This window comes from Pseudomonas cedrina subsp. cedrina (genome assembly GCF_001983175.1).
GTDB classification, from domain to species: Bacteria; Pseudomonadota; Gammaproteobacteria; order Pseudomonadales; family Pseudomonadaceae; genus Aquipseudomonas; species Aquipseudomonas cedrina.
In genome coordinates, this window is the sequence record NZ_MNPW01000002.1 from 144,790 (window position 1) to 170,027 (window position 25,238).

General features: G+C 62.4%; 19 protein-coding genes. 6 read left to right on the forward strand and 13 right to left on the reverse strand.

Annotated features, from left to right (window positions below):
* Nucleotides 1-28: 28 nt before the first annotated feature.
* The 7 genes from BLL36_RS03745 to BLL36_RS03775 form a co-directional block, all read right to left on the reverse strand.
* The gene (locus tag BLL36_RS03745; RefSeq protein ID WP_090219951.1) at nucleotides 29-1,444 is read right to left on the reverse strand and encodes a M91 family zinc metallopeptidase; all 1,416 of its coding nucleotides are present in this window, start codon (nucleotides 1,442-1,444) and stop codon (nucleotides 29-31) included.
* Nucleotides 1,445-1,663: 219 nt separating this feature from the next.
* Nucleotides 1,664-2,914: an OprD family porin gene (locus BLL36_RS03750; RefSeq protein WP_076950120.1), complete on the reverse strand. Its 1,251-nt coding sequence runs from the start codon at nucleotides 2,912-2,914 to the stop codon at nucleotides 1,664-1,666.
* A 154-nt stretch (nucleotides 2,915-3,068) separates the two neighbouring features.
* Complete coding sequence (locus tag BLL36_RS03755) at nucleotides 3,069-4,679, reverse strand: J domain-containing protein (protein WP_076950122.1); 1,611 nt, start codon at nucleotides 4,677-4,679, stop codon at nucleotides 3,069-3,071.
* Between the two features lie 11 nt (nucleotides 4,680-4,690).
* Nucleotides 4,691-6,388, reverse strand: a complete 1,698-nt coding sequence (locus tag BLL36_RS03760) for a molecular chaperone HscC (RefSeq protein ID WP_076950124.1) — start codon at nucleotides 6,386-6,388, stop codon at nucleotides 4,691-4,693.
* Nucleotides 6,389-6,703: 315 nt separating this feature from the next.
* On the reverse strand, nucleotides 6,704-8,161 hold the full coding sequence (adeC, locus tag BLL36_RS03765; RefSeq protein ID WP_076950125.1) for an AdeC/AdeK/OprM family multidrug efflux complex outer membrane factor: 1,458 nt from the start codon (nucleotides 8,159-8,161) through the stop codon (nucleotides 6,704-6,706).
* Nucleotides 8,158-11,319: an efflux RND transporter permease subunit gene (locus tag BLL36_RS03770; protein WP_076950127.1), complete on the reverse strand. Its 3,162-nt coding sequence runs from the start codon at nucleotides 11,317-11,319 to the stop codon at nucleotides 8,158-8,160. Before BLL36_RS03770 ends, adeC begins: the two co-directional genes overlap by 4 nt.
* Nucleotides 11,320-11,322: 3 nt before the next feature.
* Nucleotides 11,323-12,471, reverse strand: coding sequence for an efflux RND transporter periplasmic adaptor subunit (locus BLL36_RS03775; RefSeq protein ID WP_076950129.1), 1,149 nt, complete (start codon nucleotides 12,469-12,471; stop codon nucleotides 11,323-11,325).
* A 286-nt stretch (nucleotides 12,472-12,757) separates the two neighbouring features.
* On the opposite strand from BLL36_RS03775, the gene BLL36_RS03780 reads away from it, so the two are divergent.
* Nucleotides 12,758-13,390, forward strand: a complete 633-nt coding sequence (locus tag BLL36_RS03780) for a TetR family transcriptional regulator (RefSeq protein WP_076950130.1) — start codon at nucleotides 12,758-12,760, stop codon at nucleotides 13,388-13,390.
* A gap of 333 nt (nucleotides 13,391-13,723) precedes the next feature.
* On the opposite strand, the gene BLL36_RS03785 is transcribed toward BLL36_RS03780, so the two are convergent.
* The 3 genes from BLL36_RS03785 to BLL36_RS03795 are packed head-to-tail and all read right to left on the reverse strand — an operon-like array spanning nucleotide 13,724 to nucleotide 16,312.
* The gene (locus BLL36_RS03785; protein ID WP_076950132.1) at nucleotides 13,724-14,779 is read right to left on the reverse strand and encodes an alkene reductase; all 1,056 of its coding nucleotides are present in this window, start codon (nucleotides 14,777-14,779) and stop codon (nucleotides 13,724-13,726) included.
* Nucleotides 14,780-14,804: 25 nt separating this feature from the next.
* On the reverse strand, nucleotides 14,805-15,971 hold the full coding sequence (locus tag BLL36_RS03790; protein WP_076950134.1) for an MFS transporter: 1,167 nt from the start codon (nucleotides 15,969-15,971) through the stop codon (nucleotides 14,805-14,807).
* A gap of 14 nt (nucleotides 15,972-15,985) precedes the next feature.
* Nucleotides 15,986-16,312: an ArsR/SmtB family transcription factor gene (locus tag BLL36_RS03795; RefSeq protein WP_076950135.1), complete on the reverse strand. Its 327-nt coding sequence runs from the start codon at nucleotides 16,310-16,312 to the stop codon at nucleotides 15,986-15,988.
* Nucleotides 16,313-16,466: 154 nt separating this feature from the next.
* Between BLL36_RS03795 and BLL36_RS03800 the strand changes: the two genes are divergently transcribed.
* Nucleotides 16,467-17,051, forward strand: a complete 585-nt coding sequence (locus BLL36_RS03800; RefSeq protein ID WP_076950137.1) for an acyl carrier protein phosphodiesterase — start codon at nucleotides 16,467-16,469, stop codon at nucleotides 17,049-17,051.
* A gap of 110 nt (nucleotides 17,052-17,161) precedes the next feature.
* Here BLL36_RS03800 and BLL36_RS03805 read toward each other — a convergent pair whose 3' ends face one another.
* Nucleotides 17,162-17,953, reverse strand: a complete 792-nt coding sequence (locus BLL36_RS03805; protein WP_076950138.1) for a lysophospholipid acyltransferase family protein — start codon at nucleotides 17,951-17,953, stop codon at nucleotides 17,162-17,164.
* The gene (gene olsB / locus BLL36_RS03810; protein ID WP_076950140.1) at nucleotides 17,953-18,708 is read right to left on the reverse strand and encodes an L-ornithine N(alpha)-acyltransferase; all 756 of its coding nucleotides are present in this window, start codon (nucleotides 18,706-18,708) and stop codon (nucleotides 17,953-17,955) included. The genes BLL36_RS03805 and olsB overlap by 1 nt, the downstream gene beginning before the upstream one ends.
* A gap of 186 nt (nucleotides 18,709-18,894) precedes the next feature.
* Between olsB and BLL36_RS03815 the strand changes: the two genes are divergently transcribed.
* The 4 genes from BLL36_RS03815 (at nucleotide 18,895) to BLL36_RS03830 (ending at nucleotide 22,200) form a co-directional block, all read left to right on the forward strand.
* Nucleotides 18,895-19,968 carry a serine hydrolase domain-containing protein gene (locus BLL36_RS03815; RefSeq protein ID WP_076950141.1) on the forward strand — a complete coding sequence of 358 codons (1,074 nt, stop codon included), beginning with the start codon at nucleotides 18,895-18,897 and terminating at the stop codon, nucleotides 19,966-19,968.
* Entirely contained in the window at nucleotides 19,965-20,279 is a 315-nt protein-coding gene (locus tag BLL36_RS03820) for an amidase (RefSeq protein ID WP_076950143.1), read from the forward strand. Before BLL36_RS03815 ends, BLL36_RS03820 begins: the two co-directional genes overlap by 4 nt.
* Before the next feature lie 171 nt (nucleotides 20,280-20,450).
* Complete coding sequence (locus BLL36_RS03825; protein ID WP_076950144.1) at nucleotides 20,451-21,041, forward strand: YceI family protein; 591 nt, start codon at nucleotides 20,451-20,453, stop codon at nucleotides 21,039-21,041.
* A 1-nt stretch (nucleotide 21,042) separates the two neighbouring features.
* Nucleotides 21,043-22,200 carry a phospholipase D-like domain-containing protein gene (locus tag BLL36_RS03830; RefSeq protein WP_076950145.1) on the forward strand — a complete coding sequence of 386 codons (1,158 nt, stop codon included), beginning with the start codon at nucleotides 21,043-21,045 and terminating at the stop codon, nucleotides 22,198-22,200.
* Between the two features lie 30 nt (nucleotides 22,201-22,230).
* Here BLL36_RS03830 and BLL36_RS03835 read toward each other — a convergent pair whose 3' ends face one another.
* Nucleotides 22,231-25,182 carry an autotransporter domain-containing protein gene (locus BLL36_RS03835; RefSeq protein WP_162279231.1) on the reverse strand — a complete coding sequence of 984 codons (2,952 nt, stop codon included), beginning with the start codon at nucleotides 25,180-25,182 and terminating at the stop codon, nucleotides 22,231-22,233.
* Nucleotides 25,183-25,238 lie beyond the last annotated feature (56 nt).

Genomic DNA, 25,238 nt, shown 5'->3' on the forward strand with positions numbered 1-25,238 from the left:
GGGCTGCCGCGTCAGCCCGCCGTCAGGTTCAGGCGTACTTGGTCCGAGCCGGCCTGCCCATTTCTGCTCTCAAGGCGTTCTCGGTGAACGGCGCAGGGTTGGTCGAGGTCGGCGGGGTGGAGGGGTCGTTATCGAAGTCGAAGGGCGGTGCGTCAGTGGGCAGGCCGACAGCTTGTAGTTCCATATTAGGCGGGCCAGGGCGCTCCGGGTGGTCGGGTGATGGCTTGCTGGTGCCTTCCAGGAGTGTACCGTTGGCGCCGTTCCAGGCATGCGCCATCTCGTGGTAGAACTGGACGATAGGGGATGTGAGCTCCGGGGCGGTCGGGTCAGGTTTTACATGAATGAGGCTCGGGTTATAAAAAAGTCGGCCTTGATCTGCACGGGCGCCGGGCACTCCATCTTTCAATCCGCCAACTTTCGGGTCGTCCAGCTTGATCTTGTTCCGGTCCTCCATGCTCAACGTATTCAGCTCACGGGTATTGAAGCGGTACATATTGGCTTCAGACTGTTCGATAGTGACTGGCGCGCCATTGTTCTGAGCGGCGTTATCCATCTCCTCCAGCATCTTCCTCCCCGCAGGCGAAGCTCGGAGCAACTCCAGGTCATCTTCGACCCGCTGTTTGAACGCATCCGTGCCTTGGATTTTAAACGCTTTGCGTCCCGCATCGCTCGGCGCCTGCCGGGTGATGGTCGAGTGTTCTGTGCCTAACAGACGGTCGCCACCTTTTGCATAAATGCGCGCTTTGCTGCCGTTGGCCCACACCGTATCGGATCCCTTGCCGGTGTAGATGACCGTGTCGTCGTGAGCGATTATCCGGTCGTTGCCGCGGCCTCCGTTTATCACGGTATGCCCATTGCCCGCGTACAGCTGGTCGTCGCCATCGCCGCCATCCAAGTGGCTGGTCTTACTGGCAGCCCCGGCCCCCGCATATAAACGATCCTTGCCCTGGTTTCCGTACATCACCGAATCCCCGGTGCCGCCGATCATCGTGTCGTCACCCTCGTTGCCTTCGGCGTAACTGATCCCACGGCCAAGACGAATATGGTCATTGCCGCGCCCGCCATAAATGTCGGTAACGCCTCCTCCGGCCTGAATGGTGTCATCGCCGTCCCCCGCTTCGATCTTCACGGTGACGCTCACATTCGGGTCCAGGGTTATGGTGTCGTTACCCCCCGCGGTTTTAATGTTCAGGGAGAAGGGTGGGGAGGGCTTGTCCTTGGATGAAGACGGGGCTGAGGCGGATTTATCGCCGTCGAAGCTGTACTCCTTGTCATTAACTTTGACGCTCAGCTTGCCGTCGGGACGCTGGCTAATATGGATCCGGTCCGCAGCGTCGCCCGTCTCGAGCGTCAAGTTTGAGCCCAGGTGCTCGGTTTTTTTTGGATCTAAAAGAAATTCGTCAATTTTTACCGTGGCCTTCAGATTGCCGTCGTCCACCAGCACTAGTGTTCGTGAGCGAAAATTGCTGTCGGACGCAGGCGCTGGTTGGGGGGGAGGGGACATGGTTGTTATAGGTGTTTGCGTGGGTATTGTATTCATCGGGGGGTTACCTGCTCGCTTCGATGTTGATCGGCATTCATCAGTCGTGCGCTGTTGGCAACCGTTCCCGATTGAATTGAGGCGCCATGTTAAAGGCGCCCTCTTGAACGATGTTATTGGGTTTCACAACAGGCTGATCGGATAGCTGACGATCAACCGGTTCTCGTCGAACTCATTGTTGCTGTAGTCGCGGCGCATGCTGGAATTGCGCCAGCGCACCGTGAGGTTTTTGACCGCGCCACTTTGCACGGTGTAACCCAATTCGCTTTCGCGGCCCCATTCCTTGCCGTCGGTGATCGAGCCTGTGTGCACATTGCTGCCGCTGATATAGCGGTTCATCAGGGTCAGGCCGGGTACGCCGAGGGCGACGAAGTTGTAGTCGTGGCGTATCTGCCAGGATTTCTCCTGGGCATTGTCGTAGCTGGCGTTGTAGCTGTCATTGGCAAGGGTGCCGCCGCTGGTGCCGTTGACACGCATCCAGGCGCTGTTGCCGGTGAGTTTCTGCAGGCCGATGTAAAAGGTGTTGCCGCCGTATCGGGCGGAGAACAGGCCGGACCAGGTCTTGTTGTCCAGCTCGCCCGCACGCGCGCCGCCGTCATCCTTGCCGTAGAAGAAACCGAGGTTGGCGCCCAGGGTCCAGTCGCCGATCGGCTGGCTGTGGGTCAGGTTGATGAACTGCTGGCTGTAGATGTTCTTGAGCTGGGCGTTCCACAGGCCGACCTGGGTGCGCTTGTCGTTGAAGGCATATTCGCCGCCCTGGAAGTTGAAGCGGTCGGAGGTGAAGGCGGTTCTGCCCGACATTGACAGGTCGGTCATGCTGCTGTCGTCACGCGGGCTGTTGGCGCGAAATTGGCCGCCGTAGAGGGTCAGGCCGTCTATTTCCCTGGACGTGACCTGCCCGCCGCGCAGGGTTTGCGGCAAGGAACGGCCATCGTCCGCGCGCAGGATCGGCAGCACCGGCATCCATTCGCCGACCTTGACTTCTGTGTTGGAAACCCGCGCCTTGAACGCCACGCCCAGGCGCCCGAATTCATCCGCGGGGCGCCCATCCTGGTCCAACGGCAACAACTGGGTCCCACCGGTGCCGCGCCCGCCGTCGAGCTTCAGCGCGTACAGCCCCAGCACATCCACGCCAAAGCCCACGGTGCCCTGGGTAAAGCCGGACTTGGCATCGAGGATGAAACTTTGCGTCCACTCCTGCGCGCCGCCCTGGGTTTTGGTGGAGTTGGTGTAGTTGCGGTTGAAGAAGAAATTACGCAGGTTCAGGTTGGCGCTCGCGTCTTCAAAAAAGCCGTGTTCTTCGGCGACAACGGGCAGGGCAAGGCTGGCGACAGCGGTGGCCAGCAAAAGCTGGCGCGGGTAGAAAGTGCTCATGGCGTAAGGACCTGTTGTTATTGGGTTTATGCAGGTGGCGGCCATGGTGCGGGGCGGTGCGGGGGCGATGAAAGTAGGGACGGGCGGGTTGTGGGCGATGATCGAACGCAAGTTGCGGGGCCGGACTCATGAGGTCCGGCCCGGTTTCCGGCGCTTAGTGCAGGGTGTTCAAACTGGTCCACGGGATGGCGGGCAGAAATTTCTGGCAGGCGAGGGTTGCGGCCACCATTGCTATCAAGAACACCACTTGCAGCGGGCTCCAATAAGCCCAATGCAACCCTTTGATCCACGGGATCCTGGCATTGAAATTTTCGTTGACCTTGCCGATTCGCCGCGAGTGAAACAGGCTGATCAGGATCATGCCCAGGTAGGTCAGCATGCCCATGATCCCGAGAATGTAGCCGAACACCAGTAGCAACACCAATTGGGGAATACCATGGCGTAGCACGAGCCTGAACTGGTCGACGCAGAGCCGTTCGGGCAACAGGCGTTCGCTGAGCCGCAGGTCCTGGACAATCAAGCGTGAGGTGAAGTCGGCCCATAATTGGGCGCCGCGCAGGGCGCAGAGCGCGGGAATGACCGACAGCAGGATAAACAAAAAGAATTTGGCCGGCAGCGAGGTGTCGAGGACTTGATGAAAGGCCAGGCCGTTCGCCAGGGCTAATCCGGCCCAGACTCTGATCCAGCTATCAAGGGTCACCCCACGAGGCAGGAATTTTCGCCAGAAAAAAACGTGCGAATCCGGCAGTCGTTCGAGCAAGTCCGGGTAGCGCCAGGTCAGCACCTCAGACAGGTGTCGAGTGGCGTTCCACGCATTCTCATCAAAGCCTGCGACCAAGCGGTTTTGTTCCTTCACGCTCATCGGCGTAAGCAACAGGCGCGCCGCCAAAGCATCGGCAGAGGTGCGGCGGGTGTCGTTGGCCTTGTCCTGCAGGTTGACGAAGAAACTTTCCTGCTCGCAACGCGACACCAGCTCGCGCCACATCCAGGCCGGTTCCGGGTATACGCCTTTCTGGTCGTCCCAGCCGAACACCTGACACACCCGCTCGAACAGCGGCACGCTCCAGGTGGTGTCGTGGAGCAGCTGCAGGATAAGGCGTTGCCACTGCTGTTGCAGGTCGAACACCCGCAGCCACGGCTGGCTGTTGTACTGCGTGAGCTCGATGATGAACTCGCGCTCGGCCTTTTGCTCCAGCAGCGCCTGCAAACCGGCGCGGTAGTCCTGCAGCAGCTCGCCGCTGAGCACGTCGTGCTGCCACGGCGTCATGGCAACCTGTTGCCAGGGCGTCAGCCATTCCAGGTGGTTCGCTGCCCAACGGGCGATCGCAACGCGCTCGCCCGGATGCTCGAAGCAATGACGCAACAAGCCCGCCTGGTAGGCGTCGGTGCAGTCCTGTTGAATGGCCAGGGCCCAGCGTTCGATGAAGTTGTTGGCATTGAGGCCGCTGAGCAGTGCCTGCGCGGGGTCAGCCTTGGGCGCTTCCACGGGGGCAGGTTGCAGGACGCTGACGTTCATCAGCTCGGCGAGGTCGTTGAGGTTGGCGTAGGCGGGTTCGGCAATCGGCGTTGCAGCGGCGGGTTGCTCCTCTTGCGCGTCGGCTCGCCAGCGTGCGTAGGCCAGTGCTTCTTCATAGGCCTCACGCAGTCGCTGGAAGCCTGCCGCGTCGTCATCCGGCCGGCAGTTTTTGAGCAGGCGCGCATAGCTGCGCTTGATGGTGCGCTCGTCGGCGTCGTCGGGCAGTTGCAGCAGGGTCCAACATTCCATGTGGTGGTCTCTCAGCGCCAGAACCCGTTGTCGAGTTGCTCAAGTTGACGGGTCAATTCACTGCGCGCTTCGCGAATGCGCCGTTCATCCTGGGTGTCGAGCACTTGCTGGAACTGCCCGGCCCAATGCCCAAGCTGCTCGCGAAGTTCACCCAGGCTTTCCTGATAGAGCCGTTCCAGGCGTGCAATGAGCACGGTGTTGACCTGCTGGTCGCGCGGGTGAATCTTCAACAGCGCCAAGGCTTGCAGGCGTTGCTGGATTTGATCCGGGCTGAGCACGCCAGGGGTGTTCTCGATCACCAGCGAGTGCTGCTCGCCGGTCAGCGGAATGCTGACCTGGGCTTCCAGCAGGCCGTTGTTGTCGTAAGTGAAGCGCACGTCCAGCGAGACTTCCCCGGCCTTGCGTTTGGGCACGGGAATGTCCAGTTGGCCCAGTTCGATGTTGTCTTTGACCAGGCGGCTTTCGCCCTGGTAGATCTTCAGCAGCACGTGCTGCTGGTCATCATGCAAGGTGACCACGCTTTTGACCCGGCTCACCGGCACGCTGCTGTTGCGCTCGATCAACGGCAGGTAGTGGCCGCTTTCGATATGGCTGCCGTACTGGTTCGAGGTTTCGATGCCCAAGGTGTAGGGGCACACGTCGGTCAGCACCACTTCCTCGAGCGCGGCGGAGCGGGCCTTGAGCGCAGCCTGGATCGCGGCGCCGTGGGCGACCACCTGGTCCGGGTCGAGGCTGATGGACGGGAAGCGTCCGAACAGACCGGCGGCGAGTTTGCGCACCAGCGGCATGCGCGTGGTGCCGCCCACCAGCAGGATCTCATCGAGGTCGCCGACCCGAATCCGCGCATCGCGCAGGGCCCGTTCGATGGGCGCGCGCAGGCGTTCGAGCAACGGCGTGTAGAGCTTGGCCAGTTCCTGTTGGGTGATGGTTTTCACCCATTGCTGGCCGTCGACGCGCAGGGCGAAGTCGGCGCTCTCGTCCTGGCCCAAGGCCTTGCGCACGCGCTCGGCTTCGCGGCGCAGGGCTTGCAGCACGCTGCGGGTGGGCGGGAAGCCTTGGGCGTTGCGCTGGCTGTCAACGAAGTGCTCCAGCAACAGGGTGTCGAAGTCTTCGCCACCGAGGAAGTTGTCGCCCGCGCTGGCGCGCACTTCCATCACGCCGTCGAACAGCTCGATGATCGACACGTCGAACGTACCGCCACCCAGGTCGAAGACCAGGAACGAGGTTTCCTTGTCGCGCTGATGCAGGCCGTAGGCGAGGGCGGCGGCCGTGGGTTCGTTGATCAGCTTTTCGACCTTGAGCCCGGCCAGTTCACCGGCGATGCGCGTGGCCTTGCGTTGCCCGTCGCTGAAGTAGGCGGGCACGCTGATCACGGCTTCGATGACGGCCTGGCCGTAGGTGCGCTCGATGTCTTCCTTGAGGCTTTTGAGCACCAGCGCGGACAGTTCTTCCGGACGGAACGAGCGGTCGCCCAGACGAACTTCGGTGGCGCTGCCCATGTAGCGCTTGAACAGCGAAGTGGTCAGGTGCGGATGGGTGTGCAGGCGCTCTTTGGCGGCCTGGCCTACCAGCACACGGCCCTGATCATCCAGCCCGACCACGCTTGGGGTCAGCAGTTGGCCAAGGGCATTGGGCACCATTTCGGCGGCATCACCGCGCCAGACGGCAGCGAGACTGTTGGTGGTCCCCAGGTCGATTCCTACGATCATTACGACAAGCTCCCTCTGTGGTCTGTAAGAATCTGTTACCAATTTTACCCCGAAAGGTTGAAGGAAAAGCAAGGCAACTGACGTTGCATGGATCACAGATTTGTAGTGAGCGGGCTTGCCCCGCGCTGGGCTGCAAGCGGCCCTAATCCAGGCGCCTCAAATTAACCTGATACCCCTACGTGATCCTATTGGGGCGGCTTCGCCACCCAGCGCGGGGCAAGCCCGCTCACTACAGCCGGTAAGTCAGGCATAAAAAAACCGCTTCCGGTGAGGGAAGCGGTTTTGTTTGCAACGGCGTTACTTTTTACAACCGCATCAGAACAACTTCAGCGCCGGCGCTTCTTGTTTCGACTGCTCGTTCTGCGCGGTCTGCTCGTTCCAGCCACCGCCGAGGGCCTTGTACAGGTTGACCTCGCTGGTCAGCTGGGCCAGGCGGTCGGTGATCAGCGACTGCTGGGCACTGAACAACTGGCGCTGGGCATCGAGGAACGTCAGGTTGCTGTCGACACCGATGCGGTAGCGACGCTCGGCCAGGCGGTAGTAATCCTGGTTGGCCGCGACGAAACCACGCTGGGCCTCCAGTTGCTGCTGGTAGGTCTCACGCGCGGCGAGGCCGTCGGAGACTTCCTGGAAGCCGGTCTGGATCGCCTTTTCGTAGTTCGCCACGTTGATCTCTTTCTGGATCTTGGAGTAATCCAGGCTGGCGCGCAGGCTGCCGGCGTTGAAGATCGGGATGTTGATCTGCGGCGCGAACGACCAGGTGCCCGAGCCGCCTTTGAACAGGCCGCCCAGGTCCGGGCTCAGGGTGCCGGCGTTGGCCGTCAAGCTGATGCTCGGGAAGAACGCGGCACGGGCCGCGCCGATGTTGGCGTTGGCCGCCTTGAGGTTGTACTCGGCCTGCATGATGTCGGGACGACGTTGCAGCAGGTCCGAGGGCAACCCGGCCGGTACTTCGCTGAGCAGGTCATCCGACAGCGGCTTGCTGGCGATATTCGCCGGCAGGCCTGTGCCCAGCAGCAGGGTCAGGCTGTTTTCGTCCTGGGCGACCTGGCGCGTATACCGGGCCAGCTGCACGCGGGCGTTTTCCACCGAGGTGCGCGCCTGGCTCAGGTCGAGGGCCGACGCCACGCCGACTTCGTTGCTGCGCGAGGTGAGCTTGAAGCTCTGCTCGAACGCGCCCAGGGTGTCCTGGGTGAGCTTGAGCAGTTCCTTGTCGGCCTGCCAGGTCAGGTAGGCATTGGCCACGTTTGCCACCAGGCTGATCTGGGTGCTGCGGCGCGCTTCTTCAGTCGCAAAGTACTGTTGCAGCGCTTGCTCGCTCAGGCTGCGCACGCGGCCGAACAGGTCCAGCTCGTAAGAGCTGATCCCTAGGGTGGCCGAGTACTGGCTGGTGATGCCGGCTTCACCGGTCTGCGAGGCACGCGCCGGGACCCGCTGGCGGCTGCCGCTGCCCGTGGCCGAAATGGCCGGAAACAGGTCGGCGCGCTGGATGCGGTACTGCGCCGCGTAAGCGTCGATGTTCAGGGCCGCGACGCGCAGGTCACGGTTGTTCACCAGCGCGGTCTGGATCAGCTGTTGCAGGGCTGGGTCGTGGAAAAACTGCTTCCAGCCCTGCTCGGCAGCGGCCTGGTTCGGCGCCTGGGCCGACGAATACGCCGGGCCCTGCGGGAACTGTGCCGCCACCGGCGCTTCGGGGCGCTGGTAGTCAGGTATCAGCGAGCAGCCACTGAGCACGAAGGCGGTGACGGCTAGGGAGAGTAGCGACTTGCTCATTGGCCAGCCTCTTTAGGAGTTTGCTTGGTTTCTTTCGGTTTGCGGTCGCCGATGGCGGACACGGTTGCAAAGAACAACGGCACCCAGAAGATCGCCAGTACAGTGGCCGTGATCATACCGCCAATCACGCCGGTACCGATGGCGTGCTGGCTGCCTGAACCCGCGCCCGAGGAGATCGCCAGCGGCAGTACGCCGAGGATGAACGCCATGGACGTCATGATGATCGGGCGCAGACGCATCCTCGAGGCTTCGATGGCGGCTTCGACGATGCCCTTGCCTTGTTCGTGGAGCTCTTTGGCGAACTCCACGATCAGGATGGCGTTTTTCGCCGCCAGGCCCACCGTCACCAACAGGCCCACCTGGAAGAACACGTCGTTGGACAACCCGCGCATGCTGGTGGCGATCAACGCACCCACCACGCCCAACGGCACGACCAGCACCACCGCGATCGGGATCGACCAGCTTTCGTACAGCGCCGCCAGGCACAGGAACACCACCAGCAGCGACAGGGCGTACAGCGCAGGCGCCTGGGAGCCGGAGAGGCGTTCTTCGTACGACAGGCCCGTCCAGGCGTAGCCGACACCCGCCGGCAGTTGCTTGGCGATACGTTCGACTTCGGCCATGGCGTCACCGGTGCTGTAGCCCGGTGCCGGGGTGCCGAGGATTTCCATCGCAGCCACACCGTTATAGCGCGAGAGCTTGGGCGAGCCGTAGATCCACTTGCCGGAGGCGATGGCCGACAACGGCACCATCTTCCCGGAGTCGCTGCGCACGTACCATTTGTTCAAGTCTTCGGGCGACATGCGGCTGGCCGCTTCACCTTGCACGTAGACTTTCTTCACGCGGCCACGGTCGATGAAGTCGTTGACGTAGCTGCCACCCAGGGCAATCGCCAGGGTCTGGTTGATGTTGGACAGCGTGATGCCTTGGGCGCTGGCCTTTTCGTCGTCCACGGTGAGCTCGTATTGCGGCTCATCGTTCACGCCGTTGGGGCGCACACCGGCCAGGATCTTGCTCTGCGCCGCCATGCCCAGGAACTGGTTACGCGCCGCCATCAACTTCTCATGGCCGACACCGCCCTGGTCTTGCAGGAACACGTCGAAACCGGTGGCGTTACCCAGCTCCAGTACGGACGGCGGCACGATGGCAAACACCATGGCGTCCTGGAAGGTCTGCATGAAGTAGCCTTGGGCACGCTTGGCGATTTCGAATACTGACGTGGACGCATCACGCTCATCCCACGGCTTGAGCATCACGAACGCCAGGCCCGAGCTTTGGCCACGACCGGCGAAGTTGAAGCCGTTCACGGTGAACACCGATTTCACGCCTTTGCCTTCGCCTGGCTCGCCTTCCTTGTCGTTGAGCAGGTAGATACGCATGTCGTCGATGACTTTTTGCGTACGCTCGGCCGTCGAACCGACCGGTGTCTGCACCTGGGCAAAGATCACACCCTGGTCTTCATCGGGCAGGAACGCGGCGGGGATGCGCATGAACAGCCAGATCATGCCGGCGAAGATCAGCAGATACACCAGGAACGCCGGGATCTTGTGCTTGATCATGTTGCCCACGCCGCGCTCGTAGCTCAGTACGCCACGGTCGAAGGTGCGGTTGAACCAGCCGAAGAAGCCGCGCTTGGGTTGGCCGTGCTTTTGCGGGTCGATCGGCTTGAGCATGGTGGCGCACAGCGCCGGGGTGAAGATCAGCGCAACCAGTACCGACAACGCCATGGCCGAAACGATGGTGATGGAGAACTGTTTGTAGATCACCCCGGTGGAACCGCCGAAGAACGCCATCGGCAGCAGTACCGCCGACAGCACCAGCGCAATACCCACCAGGGCGCCCTGGATCTGGCCCATGGACTTGACCGTCGCCTCCTTGGGCGACAGGTGTTCCTCGGCCATCACCCGCTCGACGTTTTCCACCACCACGATGGCATCGTCCACCAGCAGGCCGATGGCCAGGATCATGCCGAACATGGTCAGGGTGTTGATGGTGAAGCCGAACGCGGCCAGGATCCCGAAGGTACCCAGCAAGACCACCGGCACCGTCATGGTGGTGATGATGGTGGCGCGGAAGTTCTGCAGGAACAGGAACATCACCAGGAACACCAGCACGATCGCTTCGACCAGGGTGTGAACCACACCGGAGATCGATTCGGTCACCACGGGGGTGGTGTCATACGGCACCACCGCCTTCATGCCAGGCGGGAAGAACGGCTCCAGCGACGCCACGGTGGCACGGATGGCCTTGGCGGTGTCCAGGGCGTTGGCGCCGGACGCGAGCTTGATCGCCATGCCGGATGCCGGGTTGCCGTTGAACTGCGCGCTGATGCTGTAGTTCTGGCCGCCCAGTTCGATGCGGGCCACGTCACGCAGGCGAACCTGGGAGCCGTCGGCATTCACCTTCATCAGGATATTGCCGAATTGCTCCGCCGTTTGCAGACGCGTCTTGCCGATGATGGTTGCGTTCAGCTGGTTGCCGGGCAGGGCAGGCAGGCCGCCCAATTGACCGGTGGCCACCTGGACGTTCTGCGCGGCAATCGCCGTGCTGACATCGACTGGCGTCAACTGGAAGTTGTTCAGCTTGGCCGGGTCCAGCCAGATACGCATCGCGTACTGCGAGCCGAACACCTGGAAGTCACCGACGCCCGGAGTCCGGGAAATCGGGTCCTGGATGTTGGAAACGATGTAGTTGGAGAGGTCGTCCTTGGTCATGCTGCCGTCTTCCGACACCAGACCGATCACCATCAGGAAGTTCTTCACCGACTTTGTCACGCGGATACCCTGCTGCTGCACTTCTTGCGGCAGCAGTGGGGTCGCCAGGTTCAGCTTGTTCTGCACCTGAACCTGGGCGATGTCCGGGTTGGTACCCTGGTTGAACGTCGCGGTGATGGTCATGCTGCCGTCGGAGTTACTGTCCGAGGCCACATACCGCAGGTTGTCGATACCGTTGAGCTGTTGCTCGATGACCTGCACCACGGTGTCCTGCACGGTTTGTGCGGACGCGCCTGGGTAGGTTACCTGGATGTCGATGGCGGTTGGCGCGATGGCCGGGTATTGGTTGATGGGCAACTTCAGGATCGACAGTGCCCCGACCAGCATGATCACCAGGGCAATTACCCAGGCGAAAATGGGACGGTCGATAAAAAATTTCGACATGAATTACTCCCCTTTGCCCGTAGTGGCAGCAGGAGCAGCAACCGTTCCGGCAGGCTTGGCGTTGTCAGCGTCCTTGACCTTGACCTCCACACCCGGCTTCACGTACTGCAGGCCTTCAGTGATCACGCGGTCACCGGCGTTGAGGCCTTTTTCCACCAACCAATAGGCGCCGGCGGTGCGATTGGCCACCAGTACACGCTGCTCGACCTTGTTGTCGGCGTTGACCACCAGCGCCGTTGGAATGCCCTTGAGGTCGCGGGTCACGCCTTGCTGCGGCGCCAGGATGGCCTTGCTGTTCACGCCAGCCTGCAACTGGGCGTGCACGAACATGCCCGGCAGCAGGGTGTGGTCAGGGTTGGGGAACACGGCGCGCAGGGTCACGGAGCCGGTGGTCTGGTCGACCGACACTTCGGAGAACTCCAGCTTGCCGTCCTGGCCGTAGTCACTGCCGTCTTCCAGCGTCAGCTTGACCTTGGCGGCATTCGCGCCGGCTTTCTCCAGCTGGCCGCTTTCCAGGTCGCGGCGCAGCTTCAGCATTTCGGCCGAAGACTGCGTGACGTCGACGTAGATCGGGTCCAGTTGCTGGATCACGGCCATGGAGTCGGCCTGGCCGTTGCTGACCAGCGCGCCTTCGGTCACCGAAGAACGGCCGATACGCCCGGAGATCGGCGCGTACACCTTGGTGTACCGCACGTTGATCTGCGCGGTTTGAACGTTGGCTTCCGCCGTCATGCGGTTGGCCACGGCGGTGTCGTATTCCTGACGGCTCACGGCTTGCTCATCGACCAGCTGCTTGTAGCGGTCGGTGATGGATTTGGTCTGGGTCAGGGTGGCTTGCGCGCTTTTCAGGGTGGCTTCGTACACCGACGGGTCGATCTGGTAGAGCTGTTGCCCTTCCTTCACGTCCGCGCCTTCCTTGAACAGGCGCTTGAGAATGATGCCATTGACCTGCGGGCGAACTTCCGCGATGCGGTAGGCGGTGGTGCGGCCCGGCAGCTCGGTGGTCAGGGTAAAGGCTTGCGGTTGAATAGTGACCACGCCGACCTGAGGGGCTTGAGCGGGCGGAGCCGCTTCTTCCTTTTTACATCCGCTGAGCAGCGATGCCAGGGCGACGGCAGTGACCAGAGCGGTAACAGCTGGCTTAAGTTGCATGAAGATCCTCGGGTCAGGCGCGCAGGGTGCGCACAAGAAGTGTGGAAGGGTAAAAAACAAACGGCGAGTAGATAAGTAGCTTGCTACGCAATATACTTACGTTCATGGTTGTTTGTAAACTCTTGACAGGCTTCGCGCAATGTTGACAAAGCAACGCGCAACGCCTCGATTCCATTACGTTCGGCACCCATGACGGTGTCGTCCCACAAATATTCAGATGATCGTGACCGGGCATTAATGCTGCGTTAACGATTGTCTCAAGTGCCCTGATTGAGGTTTTACTGCCATGGTTCGTCGTACCAAAGAGGAAGCTCAGGAAACGCGCAACCAGATTCTCGATGCCGCCGAGCAAGCCTTCTATGCGCGCGGCGTTGCGCGCACGACGCTGGCGGACATCGCCGCGCTGGCCGGCGTGACGCGGGGCGCTATCTATTGGCATTTCAGCAATAAATCCGATCTGCTGCAGGCGCTGCTCGACACGCTGCATGAGCCGTTGGACGAGCTCGCCAGGGCAAGTGAGAGCGAGGATGAGCTCGATCCGCTGGGCTGCATGCGCAAACTGTTGATTCATTTGTTCCATCAAGTGGCCCTGGACCCGAAAACCCGGCGCATCAACGAGATCCTGTTTCATAAGTGCGAATTCACCGATGAAATGTGTGACATGCGCCGCCAGCGCCAGACCCACACCCTGGAATGCAACCTGCGCATCGGCCTGACATTGCGTAACGCGGTCCATCGCGGGCAGCTTCCTGAAAATCTCGATACCACCCGCGGCGCGGTGTGCATTCACGCGTACATCAACGGGCTGATCGGCCAGTGGCTGTTGGTTCCCGACAGTTTCCAGCTGCATCAGGATGCCGAACGCTGGGTGGACGCAGGGCTGGACATGCTGCGCTGGAGCCCCAGCCTGCGCAATTGAGACAAAATGCGTAATTGCATCAGGTTGTGTCAACAGTAAAGCCCAAGGACAGTCAATCGTCCTTCTGCCTGATAGGTGGGGTGACTTTATATATGGGCTGGCGGGCGGTTGGTAGGTAGCCGCCTAAGTATTTTGTAGCGATTTTGTTTCGGTTCTGTGAAGCAATGTTACCTGGCCGAGCACATTACAAATGTGGGAGCGGGCTTGTGTGGGAGCTGGCTTGCCTGCGATGCAAGCACTGAGGTGTATCTGTCACACCTCGGTGATGCTATCGCGGGCAAGCCCGGCTCCCACACAAGCCCGCTCCCACATTTGGTTCAGCGTTTCAGGCGATTACAGCGCCAGCGTCGGATAGTCGATATAACCCACCGGGCCCTTGGCGTAGAACGTCTCCGGGTGCGCTTCGTTCAGCGGCGCATCCGCCTTCAAGCGCGCCGGCAGGTCCGGGTTGGCGATGAACGGCACGCCAAAGGCCACTGCGTCCGCCTTGCCTTCGGCCAGCCAGGCATTGGCGCTGTCCTTGGTGAAACGTTCGTTGGCGATGTACACGCCGCCGAAAGCCTTCTTCAGTTGTGGGCCAAGGCTGTCCGCACCTTCCTTTTCACGCGAGCAGATGAAGGCAATGCCGCGCTTGCCCAGTTCGCGGGCGACGTAGGTGAAGGTTTCGGCCGGATTGTCATCGCCCATGTCGTGGGCGTCAGCGCGCGGTGCCAGGTGCACGCCCACGCGGCCGGCGCCCCAGACTTCGATGGCGGCGTCGGTCACTTCCAACAGCAGGCGCGCACGGTTTTCCAGGGAACCGCCGTATTGGTCGGTGCGCTGGTTGGTGCTGCTCTGCAGGAACTGGTCCAGCAGGTAGCCGTTGGCGCCGTGGATTTCCACGCCATCGAAACCGGCGGCCTTGGCGTTCTCGGCGCCGGTGCGGTAGGCGTCGACGATGTCGGCGATTTCAGCGGTTTCCAGGGCGCGTGGGGTCGGGTAGTCAGCCAGTGGGCGAACCAGGCTGACGTGGCCTTTGGGCTGGATCGCACTCGGAGCCACCGGGGTTTCGCCGTTCAGGTAGGACTCATGGGAGATGCGGCCCACATGCCACAGTTGCAGGAAGATCTTGCCGCCCGCGCCATGTACTGCCTTGGTGATGTTGGCCCAGCCGCGTACCTGGTCGTTGGACCAGATGCCTGGCGTGTCGGGGTAGCCCACGCCCATTGGCGTCACCGAGGTGGCTTCGCTGAGGATCAGCCCGGCGGAAGCGCGTTGCACGTAGTACTCGGCCATCAGCGCATTGGGTACGCGACCGGCATCGGCACGGCAGCGGGTCAGCGGCGCCATGATGATGCGGTTCGACAGTTCCAGGTCGCCCAGTGTGATCGGATCGAAAATAGTCGTCATGGGATGCACCTTTCTTTGAGTTTGATCAGTTAGTCACAGGGGCCAGGTCGGCATTGCCGCCCTGACGGAAGGTAATCAAGGTCACCACCAGCGCCAGGATCGCCAGGGCCGCCGCGGCCAACGGCACGCTGGTCAAGCCGAAACCGTGGGCGATCACACTGCCGCCGACCCAGGCGCCGAGGGCGTTGCCGATGTTGAAGGCGCCGATATTGAGGGTCGACACCAGGTTCGGCGCGGCCTTGCCGAAGGTCACCACGTTGATCTGCAGCGCAGGCACGGCGGCGAACGAGGCGGTGGCCCAGAGGAACAGGGTGATTTCGGTGGGGATCACGGCGATGCTGGTCCAGCTCAACGCCGTGGACACCACCGCCATGCTGATGAACACGCCGATCAGGGTGGCGGCCAGGCGTTTGTCCGCCAGCTTGCCGCCAATGATGTTGCCCACGGTGAGGCCCAGGCCGATCAGCAGCAGCGTCCAGGTCACGCCCTTGGGCGACACGCCGGTGACATCGCCCAGCAGCGGCGCGACATAGGTAAAAAGGGTGAACATGGACGCGGCGAACAGCGCGGTCATGCTCAGCGACAGCCAGATGCCCGCGCCCTTGAGGGCGGCGAGTTCGGCGCGCATATTGAGTTTTTCTTCATCGCGCTTGGCCGGCAGGAAGCGGATCAGGCCGATCAAGGCGATCACGCCAATCACCGTCACCGCCCAGAAGGTCGAGCGCCAGCCGGCTTCCTGGCCCAGTGCGGTACCCAGCGGAACGCCGAGCACGTTGGCCAGGGTCAGGCCGGTGAACATCAAGGCCACCGCCGATGCGCGCTTGTTGGCCGGCACCAGGTTGGCCGCTACGACTGAACCAATACCGAAGAAAGCGCCGTGGCACAGCGCGGTGACGACACGCGCAAACATCAACACGTTGTAGTCACTGGCCAGGGCGCACAGCAGGTTGCCGACAATGAAGATTCCCATCAACGCTACCAGGGCCGCCTTGCGTGGCAGTTTGGCGGTGGCCAGCGCCATGAAGGGTGCGCCGATGGCCACGCCCAGGGCGTAGCCGGTCACCAGCCAGCCGGCGCCGGGAATCGACACGCCCAGGTCCGCCGCCACATCGGGCAGCAAGCCCATGATGACGAATTCGGTGGTGCCGATGGCGAAGGCGCTGAGGGCCAGTATGAGTAGCGAGAGGGGCATTATCATTTCCTTGCTTACGGCGCCGCGGTGTCGTCAGCGCCGAGTTCAGTGATGAGCGCCGCGAGGAAGGCCTGGATGGTCGCCTCGTTGCGTTTGAAAAAGTGCCACTGGCCGGCCTTCTGGCTGCTGATCAATCCCGCCCGTTGCAAGGTGGCCAAGTGGGCCGACACGGTCGACTGGGACAAGCCGCAGCGCTGGTCGATCTGCCCGGCGCAGATGCCGTATTCGTGGTTGTGCAGTTGCTCGGGAAACTGCACTTTCGGGTCTTTGAGCCAGGTGAGGATGTCTCGCCGTACTGGGTGCGCCAGGGCTTTTATTATTTCGTCGAGGTCGATGGACATGGCAGGTGCTCGGTGTCGTACAGCGTTATATCGCGATGAGGCGAACTTTAAATCGGTCTATCCCGATATACCAATATGATTTTGATCTGAAATCAGACTGAATCGGTATATCGGGTTATAACGATACGTCGTCGGCAGTGCTAGACTGCGCGCCATGAATTATCTCGCACATCTGCACCTGGGCGGCCACCTTCCTGCGCAACTGCTGGGCAGCCTGTATGGCGATTTCGTCAAAGGCCGCCTGCAGGGCCAGTTCAGCCCGCCAATCGAAGCGGCGATTCAACTGCACCGCTCGATCGACCGCTTCACCGACAGCCACCCGTTGGTCGGGGAGGCGTTGTCACGCTTCAGCCTGACCCGCAGGCGCTATGCCGGGATCGTCCTCGATGTGTTTTTCGACCACTGCCTGGCGCGGGACTGGGCACAGTATGCCGACCAGCCCTTGGAGTGCTTCACTGCGCAGGTGTACCGCGTGCTGGCGGCCGAGCCGCAATTGCCCGGGCGGCTGGCGCAGATTGCACCGTATATGGCGGCGGATGATTGGTTGGGTTCGTACCGCGAGTTCGCGGTGATGGAGCAGGTGTTGCGGGGGATTTCGCGGCGGCTGACGCAGCCGGAGGAGCTGGGGTTTGCGATGCAGGAATTGCGCGTTTTGTATGAGCCGTTGAGTGAAGACTTTCGGGTGTTCTATCCCGAACTGCAGGCCTTTGCCAAAACCCAACTGATCACAAAGGTCTAAATGTGGGAGCTGGCTTGCCTGCGATAGCGGTCTGCCAGTTGATGATTTTTTTGCTGACCCACCGCCATCGCAGGCAAGCCAGCTCCCACATTTTTTCAACCGTGCCCGCTTTACGCCGCGAATGCCGGTCGAACCGCGATCTGCTCCGCCTCCGGCACCGGCCCGAACAGCGCCTTCTGCACCGCCTGCTGCGCCTGATACGCCAGCGCCGCGCGCTCCTGCCCGGCGCAGGCAATCGGCTTGAGCACATGGATCTCCACGTCACCCTGATCATTGGCGAACAAACGCATCAGGTGCGAGAGCAAATCATCATCGCCGATAAAGGGTGCCAACGGGTCCACCTGCCCATCGCGCAGGTAACGGATCGCCACCGGTTGCAGCGACACATCCGCATCGATTGCACTGGCCAGCAAACGCCCGTGGAAGGTGCGCAGGCTGCGCCCGTCGGTGGTGGTGCCTTCCGGAAACATCAGCAACGGATGCGCGTGTTCCAGGTGGCGGGTCATCTGCTTGCGGATCAACTGGCTGTCGCCCGAACCGCGGCGGATAAACAGGCTGCCGGCCTTGGCCGCCAGCCAGCCCGCGACCGGCCAGGTGCGCACTTCGGCCTTGGACAGGAACGACATCGGCGTGACCATGCCCAGCAGTGGAATGTCGGTCCACGACACGTGATTGCTTACCCACAGCATCGGCGTTTGCGGCAGTTCACCGTGCACCGTCACGCGAAAGGGCAGGGCGTTGGTCAGCCGCGCCATGAAAAAACGCGACCAGCGCTGACGCCGCGCCATCGAGTTGGCGATGCCCATGCGCTCGAACACCCCAAACACACTGGCCATGCTCAGGCCCAGCGCCACCACCACCAGGACGCGGGCGATGCGCCCGTACACACGCAGGCGGCCCATCACATGGCCGCCTTGAAGTGGCGGGCATAGCGGGGGCACAACTCATCACGCTTGAGCAGGATGAACACGTCGGCCACCTGGAAATCTTCATCCCAGCACGGCTCGCCGCAGATCTTCGCGCCCAGGCGCATATAGGCCTTGAGCAGCGGCGGCATTTCGGCGATCACGTTGGACGGCAGGTCCAGCGCCGGCAGCGGTTTTTTCGGCTCGGCGCGCAAGTGTTCGTTGCACAGGTAGCGTTCGCGCAGGCGTTGCATGATCGCGTGGGCCTGGATGCCGCCGTCGTGCATCGGAATGCTCGCGCAACCCATCAAGTAGCTGTAGCCGCCCTGGTTGAGCACTTCGGCCAACTCGCCCCACAACACGGCGATGGTGCCGCCATTGCGGTAGGCCGGGTCGACGCAGGTGCGGCCGATCTCCAGGATCGGGCCTTGCAAGTGCCGTAGACCGTGCAGGCTGAACTCTTCCTCGCTGTAGAACCGGCCCAGGGTGCTGGCGGCCTGGTGGTCGAGCAAACGGGTGGTGGCGACGAGTCGACCGCTGTTCAAGTCCCGCACGCCGATGTGGCTGCAGTGAACATCATAGTCATCCATGTCCAGGCCCAGCTCAGCGCCTTTCAGCTTGGCGTTGAACTCGCCGCTGAACACGTTGAACCGCAGGGCCTGGGCTTCCTGCAACGCCTGTGCGCCGATCAGGCGTTCGGCTTGCAGGCGGCGTTCATTGCCGGTGTCGCTGATGCGGGCGATCTGAGTCATGGCGAGTCTCCGAGTGCCGGCCACGATTTCGGCCGGTCGACTTTGTTGTCCAAAGTCAGGCTATGGAGGCCCGGTGTCATCTCCGTGAAGTTATGGTGACGCTTGGATGACAGCCTGCCATGTCGCAAATCTGTCATCGGCGCAGGCTACGCTCGCGGGCTTGAATGCCCCCTTGAGTTTGCGTCCATGGTCAGAGGCCTGCTGTGCGTTGTGCTGCTGTTCGTCACCGTTACCGCCCATGCCGAAGCCTGGCCCGATAAGGACTGGGCCAAGGGCGCACCGCTCACGGGTCCCGCTGTCGATGCCTTGGAGGCCTACGCTTTCCCCGCCCGGGACGACGCCACCCGCCAAGGCATTCGCACCGACGCGTTGCTGGTGATTCGCGACGGCGTGGTGGTCTATGAACGTTATGCCGCGCCCACCACCGCCAGCACGCCGCACCTGACCTGGTCCATCAGCAAAAGCCTGATGGCCACCTTGCTGGGCGTGGCCTACGGCGATAATCGCTTCAAGTTGACCGACCCGGTGGCGCGGTTTTACCCGCCGATGAAGCAGCACCCGACGGTGACCATGGCCGACCTGCTGCACTGGGCCTCGGGCCTGGACTGGCAGGAAGACTACGAATACGCGCCGCTGAAATCCTCAGTGGTGGCGATGCTGTATACCCGTGGCCGCGCCGACATGGCGGAGTTCACCGCCGGCATGGGCACCTTCGGTGCACCGGGCCAGGCCTTTCGCTACTCCAGTGGCGACAGCAACCTGGTGTCCGCCGCGCTCAAGGGCATGCTCGGCCTCAAGGCCTACCTGAGCTACCCCTGGGATGCGCTGTTCAAACCCCTGGGTATCCGCAGCGCCACGTGGGAAACCGACGCCGACGAAACCTTTGTTGCTTCGTCCTACGCCTACCTCACCGCCCGCGATCTGGCGCGTGTCGGCCTGCTGATGGCACGGGACGGACGCTGGGGCGATCAACAATTGCTGCCCAAGGCATGGGTCGCCTTCAACCGCCAACCATTCGCCAGATACAAAACCGGCCAGGACGAAGCCGTCCCCGGCGGCCATTGGTGGCTCAACCAGGGCACCCCGAGGCCCTGGCCCGACGCACCCGCCGACACCTTCGCCGCCCTCGGCCACTGGGGCCAGGCGCTGTACGTGATGCCCGATGAACGCCTGGTGATCGTGCGCTACGGCGACGACCGCGACGGCACGTATCGCCATAACGAACTGCTCAAACGCGTGCTCGCGGCGGTGCAACCATGATCCGCCGTCGCCCCTTTACCTGCCTGTTTCTTGTGCTGCTGCTCGCCTTGCTGGGCTGGATCTGGCATGAGCGCGTCAACCTGCAAGCGTTCCCCGACATCATCGCGGCGTACACGGCCAAGGAATATTGCTCGTGCCGGTATGTGATGAATAATCCGGCGGAGTATTGTCGGGGTTATGTGAAGCAGTACGTGCCGACCAGTGCGTTCAGCGATAACCCGGAGCGCAGTGAAGTGACTGCCAGCGGGTTGGGGCGTACCCATTCCGCACGCTGGCTGGGCGACCGCCAAGGTTGCCGCTTGAATCCTTGAAACACCCCAGAACCCCTGTGGGAGCGGGCTTGCTCGCGAATGCGGTGGATCAGTTACCTATACTTGGCTGACCCACTGCATTCGCGAGCAAGCCCGCTCCCACATTTGGATTTGCACCGTTCATTCGATTGCGCTTAAGGTTCGTGCAGGTTTTTCGCCCTCCGAGTCTTTATGTTCAACGCTTCTCTATTCAAGCCGCTGGCTTTTTCACTGCTGGCCGCCGTCGCCGTGCCTGCCCACGCCGACTGGTACCTGGATAACGAATCCTCACGCCTGTCGTTCGTCACCACCAAAAACACCGAAATCGCCGAGGTCCACCGCTTCCTGGTGCTGCACGGCAAGGTCGACGGCAAGGGCGCGGCGCACGTGGAGGTGGAGCTGGAGTCGGTCAACAGCGGCATCCCGCTGCGCGATGAACGTATGCGTAATCAGCTGTTCGACATCAAGACCTTCCCCGAAGCGCTGATCAGCGCGCAGATCAATCTGCAGCCAATCAATGACCTGGCTCCCGGTGCGCAATTGGAGTTGCGCCTTCCGCTTTCAGTGACATTGCACGGCAAGACCCAGACCTACAGCGCCGAGCTACTTGCGACGCGCCTGGACGACCGCCGCTTCCAAGTGGTGACCCTGGAGCCGGTGGTGCTGCATGCCGAGGATTTCGACCTCGCGCCAGGCGTGGCCACGCTGCGCAAGGCCGCAGGGCTTAAATCGATCAGTTTGTCGGTGCCGGTGGGTGCGGTGCTGATTTTCACGGCGCGCTGACATGGGCGGCGCGGTGTTTCCGTGGCGCAGCGCCAATCGTTTCGAGTTGCTGATCGACGGGCCGAGTTTCTTTCCGCAGATGTTGGTGGGCATAGCGCGGGCTGAGCGCCAGGTCGATCTTGAGCTGTACCTGGTGGAAGCCGGCGCCTGTGCCGAGGCGATGGTGCAGGCGTTGGTACTCGCCGCCGAGCGCGGGGTGCGGGTGCGTTGCCTGTTCGATGATTACGGCAGCCTCGCGTTCACCCTCGGGCTGCGCAAGCGCCTGACCGACGCGGGTGTGGAGCTGCGGTTCTACAACCGTCTGAGCTGGCGGCGCTGGATGCGCAATCTGTACCGTGATCACCGCAAGGTGTTGCTGATCGACCAGGGTATCGCGGTGGTTGGCGGCACCGGTGTGACAGATGAGTTCTGGACGCCGGGCCAGGACACCGCCGACTGGCATGAAGTGATGGTGCAGATCAGCGGCCCGCTGGTGCTGGATTGGCAGGCGCTATTCGATCGCCAATGGCACGCCAACGCCGCCCGTCGCGAGTGGAAACCCGCCACCCACTTTGGTTTGCCGCGTTTGCCCAAGGTGCCCGCGACCGGGCCTGGCCTGGGTCGGGTTGCCTATGCCGACGCCCGTCAGCATCGCGACATCCTGCAATCGCTGATCCGCGCCTTGAACAGCAGCCAGCAGCGTATCTGGCTGGCCACCCCATACTTCCTGCCGACCTGGAGCGTGCGTCGCGCGTTACGCCGGGCGGCGGGGCGCGGCGTCGATGTACGCCTGCTGCTCACCGGCCCGCGTACCGATCACCCGTCGGTGCGTTACGCCGGGCACCGTTATTACCCGCGGTTGCTGCGTTCGGGGGTGCGGATCTTTGAATACCAGCCGTGCTTTTTGCACCTGAAGATGGTGCTGGTGGACGATTGGGTCAGCATCGGTTCGTGCAATTTCGACCATTGGAATTTGCGCTTCAACCTGGAAGCCAATCTGGAAGCGTTGGACCCTGAGTTGACGCGGGCAGTGGCGGGCAGTTTCGAGCGCGATTTTGCCCAAAGCCAGGCGGTGAGCCTGGAGGCTTGGAAGTCGCGGCCGCTGTGGCGGCGGGTGAAGCAGAGGTTGTGGGGGTGGGTCGATAGGTTGGTGGTCAACCTGTTGGATCGGCGAGGGTAGGGTGCCCCCGCCTTTGGTTACTTACGCGGTTTAGAACTGCAACGAATACTGCGCCGTGATGTTCTGGTCCCGTGAACGCTCGCCGCGCTGTTGGCTGAAACCCAGGTCCAGCGCGCTGTTGCGGCTCAGGCGCGCGGTGGCGCCCAGCTCCAGTCGGGTGCTGAGCCGATCCAACGGGGCGCCGCTGACCTTGAAGGCGTGGCCGCCATCCCAGGCCGCTTGAGTGGCCGATTGTCGGTCGCCGCCGGCATGGGTATAGGCCAGGCCGCCACGCAGGCTCAACCATGACGGGCCGGTCTGTGCCTGGGCCAGGTCGAGGTTCACGCGCACACCGCCAGTAGTCAGGTTGACGGTGTCTTTCGAGCGTTGGCCGCGCAGTGACGCCATGCCGCCGCGTTCGGTGAAGCCGTCGCTGCGCTGTTGCACAGTGGCCAGTTGCAGGTAGGGCTGCCAATCCCAGAAACCGTGATTAAAGCGATAGTTGGCCTCGGCGAACGCCTGCACGGTACGGCTGGTGTAGTCGGCAGACAGCCGATTCTCCACGCCTGGGAAGCTGACTCGGCGCTTGGTTGCGATCTGATGCTGCGCGTAGGCGATGCCGCCGTACAGGCCCAGAGCGTCCCAGCTGTGCCCCACGTGCAGGCCCAATTGGTAGCTGTCGACACTCGCTTTGCCGCGAGCGCCGGCCTTCACTTCGCCTGTGCTGCTGCCCGCAATCACCCCCACGCGTGTGCCTTGTTCCAGCCGGTGATCGAACCCGACCAACAGGCCCGTGCTGCTGTGGGACGCGCGGGCGGTGTTGCTATCGCCTTGCAGCTGGCCGGTCTGGCGCGGCAGTTGCACCCAGGCGCCCTCGTTCAGTGCTTCGGCCTCGGTAGCGCTACGGCCATGGGCGTTACGCTGCCGGTCGAGTACGGCTTCACGCACTACCCGGCTGTTTTCGATCAGTGCCGCTTGGGTACTGGCATGCAGCTCGCCGCTCAGTTGGTCCAGGGCCGAGGGGGCCTGCTCGGGGAACAGTGCGGTGAGGCGCTGCAGCAGCGGGGTCGGCGCGGCTTGAGCGTCGGCGGCCGTGGCGACGGCACGTTGGTTGGCGGTGTTTGCCGCAGAAGCCAGTGGCCTTCCACGGGCAAACTCGACCAGCAGGTTATTGGCTTGCTTGACTTGGGAAACGCTGAGGAAGGGCGAGAACTCTCGATGGTCGATCGCGGCAAACTCGCCGCTCACTGCACCTTTTGCCTGGAGGATGCTGTATTGCTGGCCCAGTGGGTAGGTGCCGGGCTGTGCGCTCAGGTACAGCGTGCCGCCGTTGACAGTGGCCTGGTTATCGACCTGCAGTTTTGCCGGCCGGTCCTGGGCGACCAGCCCAGTCATCAAGGTGGCGCCGGGCGCTTGGCGGTAGTCACCCTCGACGGCCAGGGAGCCGTTCAGGCGCAGAACGCCGCCTTCGAGGTTCACATCGCCCTTGAGGCTGTTATTGCCGTCCAGCTCCAGAATGCCTGCGTTGAGCGTGGCCCCGGCAAAACTGTTGTTGCCGCTCAGGCGCAACCAACCGGCGCCGCTTTTTTCCAGGCGCCCGGGGCCGCTGATATCGTTGCGCCAGTCGTCCCATGCGCCGCCTTGCCATACCACCGCGCCGCCGGCGGGGCGGTCCATGTTTACCTGCGTGTCCACCCGCAGCTGGCCGGGCCCGTCGATGGCTTTTTTCAGGTCTACCAGGCCCCAGCCGTACACATCGTCGACGCCAGGCTCACCCAGGTCGGTAGCGGTGGTCAGCAGCACGTCGCGGATTTGCGGGTTGTCGAGGTAAGGGAAGCGCTCGATCAGCAGAGCCAGCGCACCGGTTACGTGAGGCGCGGCGAACGAGGTGCCGGAAGCGGTGAAGTCTGTAAATTCGGGTCTGTCGCCGGTCACTTTGAAACCGTCGGCGTTGTCTTCTTTGTCGTAGTGGGTTTCGGTGTTTATGGCGCCTGTGACCCAGGCCGAGCTGATGTCCGTTCCCGGCGCCGCCAGGCACCAGTCCTTACTGAAGCCACAGCGGAACGAGCGATCGCTCAAGGTCAGCGCCTGATTGACGTTGACCACGCTCAACCAATAGCGCTCGAGTTCGGCGACCGCGCGCGGCATGCTGGGAAGAAACCCGGCAAAGGGTGCTGCTTGCGGCGTTGCGTTGGGGGTGAGTGTATTGCCCGCTGCCCATACTTGGAGTATCCCGTATTTGACGGCTGCGTCGGCGATGGCCTTTGGTTCGACATAGCCCCGGTTCAATTCCATGTCCAGCTCAGCTTCATCCGCCACTGGGTTGCGAGGCCCCCAGCTATGGTTGACCACTCGCACATTTTGCTCGTGCAGTTGGGCATAGGCGGCCTTGACTGCCTCTGGCGTAGGATTATCAACACTGTACGGCCGCACACCGGGGCCGTCCTGGTAAGTGTTGCTGAACCTGCGCAGCGCACTCAGGTTGGCTGCGAAGGCTACGCCATGGGCCCCGGCGCCATTTCGGTTGGCGAGTATGTTGGCGGCCACGAAGGTGCCATGCGAATCATAGCGGGCCCCTTGTTTTATAAGGTAGGCATCCACTTGTTCGCGGGTGAAATCACCGTTGGCAATTCCCTCCTCCACTGCAAGCAAAGCCTCAGGCGGTAGTGTCTCAAGCAGCTCCACGGCGGAACGATCACCCTCACTGAAGAAGCAGCCACCGAACAGTACCGTATCGCTTTTGCATCCAGGGTCTGCCAGGCGCACGCCGGAATGCGGTTTGCCGGCAAACTCGTCATGGCGCAAGTCGCTGCCGGAATCGTAGACCCCCACGTGTACCCCGGCGCCACTCAACCCCCTGGCATAGGCGTAATCGGCACCGATGGCGCCCAGCCCCCAGCTTTTTTTGAACTCATCGCTGCGCCAGCTGGCGGCGTCGTGCAGCTTCCCCTGTTCGCTGTAGTTCGCGGCTTCAACGGGTATGCCCGGCAAACTTGCGAGCATGCACAGCGCGAGTGAATAAAAGGGGGCTTTGTTAATGGCCCGTGGGGCGTTTTTCG

What these genes read in the sequence shown, in the direction of transcription:
- BLL36_RS03750 (WP_076950120.1), bottom strand. Translation starts at nt 2,914, where the DNA reads ATGAGCACTTTCTACCCGCGCCAGCTTTTGCTGGCCACCGCTGTCGCC.
- BLL36_RS03755 (WP_076950122.1), bottom strand. Translation starts at nt 4,679, where the DNA reads ATGGAATGTTGGACCCTGCTGCAACTGCCCGACGACGCCGACGAGCGC.
- BLL36_RS03760 (WP_076950124.1), bottom strand. Translation starts at nt 6,388, where the DNA reads ATGATCGTAGGAATCGACCTGGGGACCACCAACAGTCTCGCTGCCGTC.
- adeC (WP_076950125.1), bottom strand. Translation starts at nt 8,161, where the DNA reads ATGAGCAAGTCGCTACTCTCCCTAGCCGTCACCGCCTTCGTGCTCAGT.
- BLL36_RS03770 (WP_076950127.1), bottom strand. Translation starts at nt 11,319, where the DNA reads ATGTCGAAATTTTTTATCGACCGTCCCATTTTCGCCTGGGTAATTGCC.
- BLL36_RS03775 (WP_076950129.1), bottom strand. Translation starts at nt 12,471, where the DNA reads ATGCAACTTAAGCCAGCTGTTACCGCTCTGGTCACTGCCGTCGCCCTG.
- BLL36_RS03780 (WP_076950130.1), top strand. Translation starts at nt 12,758, where the DNA reads ATGGTTCGTCGTACCAAAGAGGAAGCTCAGGAAACGCGCAACCAGATT.
- BLL36_RS03785 (WP_076950132.1), bottom strand. Translation starts at nt 14,779, where the DNA reads ATGACGACTATTTTCGATCCGATCACACTGGGCGACCTGGAACTGTCG.
- BLL36_RS03790 (WP_076950134.1), bottom strand. Translation starts at nt 15,971, where the DNA reads ATGCCCCTCTCGCTACTCATACTGGCCCTCAGCGCCTTCGCCATCGGC.
- BLL36_RS03795 (WP_076950135.1), bottom strand. Translation starts at nt 16,312, where the DNA reads ATGTCCATCGACCTCGACGAAATAATAAAAGCCCTGGCGCACCCAGTA.
- BLL36_RS03800 (WP_076950137.1), top strand. Translation starts at nt 16,467, where the DNA reads ATGAATTATCTCGCACATCTGCACCTGGGCGGCCACCTTCCTGCGCAA.
- BLL36_RS03805 (WP_076950138.1), bottom strand. Translation starts at nt 17,953, where the DNA reads ATGGGCCGCCTGCGTGTGTACGGGCGCATCGCCCGCGTCCTGGTGGTG.
- olsB (WP_076950140.1), bottom strand. Translation starts at nt 18,708, where the DNA reads ATGACTCAGATCGCCCGCATCAGCGACACCGGCAATGAACGCCGCCTG.
- BLL36_RS03815 (WP_076950141.1), top strand. Translation starts at nt 18,895, where the DNA reads ATGGTCAGAGGCCTGCTGTGCGTTGTGCTGCTGTTCGTCACCGTTACC.
- BLL36_RS03820 (WP_076950143.1), top strand. Translation starts at nt 19,965, where the DNA reads ATGATCCGCCGTCGCCCCTTTACCTGCCTGTTTCTTGTGCTGCTGCTC.
- BLL36_RS03825 (WP_076950144.1), top strand. Translation starts at nt 20,451, where the DNA reads ATGTTCAACGCTTCTCTATTCAAGCCGCTGGCTTTTTCACTGCTGGCC.
- BLL36_RS03830 (WP_076950145.1), top strand. Translation starts at nt 21,043, where the DNA reads ATGGGCGGCGCGGTGTTTCCGTGGCGCAGCGCCAATCGTTTCGAGTTG.
- BLL36_RS03835 (WP_162279231.1), bottom strand. Translation starts at nt 25,182, where the DNA reads ATGCTCGCAAGTTTGCCGGGCATACCCGTTGAAGCCGCGAACTACAGC.